This window comes from Pseudomonas entomophila (assembly GCF_029193575.1).
In the GTDB taxonomy this organism is placed as follows: Bacteria; Pseudomonadota; Gammaproteobacteria; order Pseudomonadales; family Pseudomonadaceae; genus Aquipseudomonas; species Aquipseudomonas entomophila_G.
Window position 1 is genome coordinate 1 of record NZ_JARGCS010000018.1, and the last position, 2,038, is coordinate 2,038.

The 2,038-nt window shown below is 57.8% G+C and carries 2 protein-coding genes; both read left to right on the forward strand.

All coding sequences use genetic code 11. The annotated features are described in order from the left end of the window. Positions 1-85 precede the first annotated feature (85 nt). The gene (tnpB, locus tag P0Y43_RS09045; RefSeq protein WP_004883347.1) at positions 86-445 is read left to right on the forward strand and encodes an IS66 family insertion sequence element accessory protein TnpB; all 360 of its coding nucleotides are present in this window, start codon (positions 86-88) and stop codon (positions 443-445) included. Positions 446-463: 18 nt separating this feature from the next. Continuing rightward, a complete protein-coding gene (tnpC, locus tag P0Y43_RS09050; RefSeq protein WP_275636956.1) occupies positions 464-1,993 on the forward strand; it encodes an IS66 family transposase in 1,530 nt (509 codons plus the stop codon). The last annotated feature ends 45 nt before the right edge of the window (positions 1,994-2,038 follow it).

The following is a 2,038-nucleotide window of genomic DNA, read 5'->3' on the forward strand; positions in this document are numbered from 1 at the left end:
GTAAGCGCTCCATGAACCCCACATTCAAAGCGCTCATCTGATCGCCGATGCTGTGCTCCCGATTTCTTTCCGGAGCCCGCGGGCCATGATGCGACCCGACGCCAAAGTCGAAAAAGTCTACCTTTATCCCAAACCTGTCGACTTTCGAAAGTCCATCGATGGCCTGGCCGCGCTGGTCGAGTTGGACATCAAGGTGGCGGTGTTCGACCCCGTGCTTTTCGTCTTCCTCAACAAGCCGCGCAACCGCGTGAAGATTTTGTACTGGGAGCGCAACGGCTTCTGCCTTTGGCTCAAACGCCTGGAATCCGAGCGATTCAAAACATCACCTGACGCCACCGACGAAGCGATTGTCCTCACCGTCCAGGAACTGAACTGGTTACTCGACGGTTTTGACCTCTGGCGCAATCGCCCGCATCAGGTTTTGACGCCGCGATTCGTCGCCTGATTCGGTATAATCCGGGGCATGATTTCCATGCCCGAAGACCTCCCCGATGACCCCGTACTGCTCAAGCAGATGCTTGCGCAGTTATTGATGGAGCGCACGGTCGATAAGGGCCAGATCGTCGATCTCAAAGAGCAGATCAAGTTGCTGCGCGACCGTCTGTTCAGTCGCAAGTCCGAGCAGACCGTTGAGTCCAACACGCCGCAACTTGCGTTGTTCAACGAGCCGGAGAGCGTGGCGATGCCTCAGCCCGATGACGACGAGGAAGTGGTTAGCCCGACCCCGCGTCGCGGCAAACGCAAACCGCTGTCTGCTGACCTGCCGCGCATTGAAGTCATCCACGAACTGCCCGAACACGAGCTGGCCTGTGCCTGCGGTTGCCGCAAACATGTGATCGGTGAAGAAACCAGCGAGCAGCTGGATATCGTGCCGATGCAGATCCGGGTGCTCAAACACATCCGTAAAGTTTACGGTTGCCGTAGTTGTGAAACCGCTCCGGTCACCGCTGACAAGCCCGCTCAGTTGATCGAAAAGAGCATGGCCAGTCCGAGCGTCCTGGCGATGCTGCTGACGACCAAGTATGTCGATGGCTTACCGCTGCACCGTTTCGAAACGGTGCTGAGCCGACACGGTATCGGAATTCCGCGTCAGACCTTGGCGCGCTGGGTGATTCAGTGCAGTGAGCACCTACAACCCCTGCTGAATCTGATGCGCGACCGATTGCTGGAAAGCCCGGTCATCCATTGTGATGAAACGCGCGTCCAAGTCCTTAAAGAACCGGATCGAGACCCGACCAGTCAATCCTGGATGTGGGTGCAAGCCAGTGGGCCATCGGATCGAAAAGTCGTGCTGTTCGACTACACCAGCAGCCGTGCGCAGGAGGTGCCGCTGCGCTTGCTGGAAAGTTATCGCGGCTATGTGATGACGGACGATTACGCCGGCTACAACGCCTTGGCGTTACAGCCGGGTGTCGAACGATTGGCGTGCATGGCGCATGCGCGTCGCAAGTTTGTTGAAGCTCAGAAGGTGCAGCCCAAGGGCAAAGCCGGGCGAGCAGATATGGCGCTGGCATTGATCAATAAGCTGTATGGCGTCGAGCGTGAACTGAAGGACGCCTGTGATGAGCAGCGATTGACTGGCCGGCAGGAGAAGAGCCTGCCGATCTTGAGGCAATTGAAAAGTTGGTTGGATAAAACTCAGCCTCATGTGACGCCGCAAAGTGTGCTCGGCAAGGCTGTGAATTACCTGGCGAGCAATTGGAGTCGGCTGGAGCGTTATGTGGAGGCTGGGTATTTGCCGATCGACAACAACCCGGCAGAGCGCGCCATAAAGCCATTTGTGATCGGCCGCAAAGCCTGGCTGTTCAGCGACACGCCCAAGGGTGCCGCGGCCAGCGCGCAGCTCTACAGTTTGGTCGAGACCGCCAAGATCAACGGCCAAGAGCCCTATACGTGGCTGCGCCACGTACTGGAGCGGCTGCCCGGTGCGCAGTCGGTGGCAGAATATGAAGCTCTGTTGCCCTGGAACTGTTCACCGGAAATGCCACGGTAAACGATGGTCTCACCTTGCGGTAGGTGGGGTTCATGGATCGCTTAC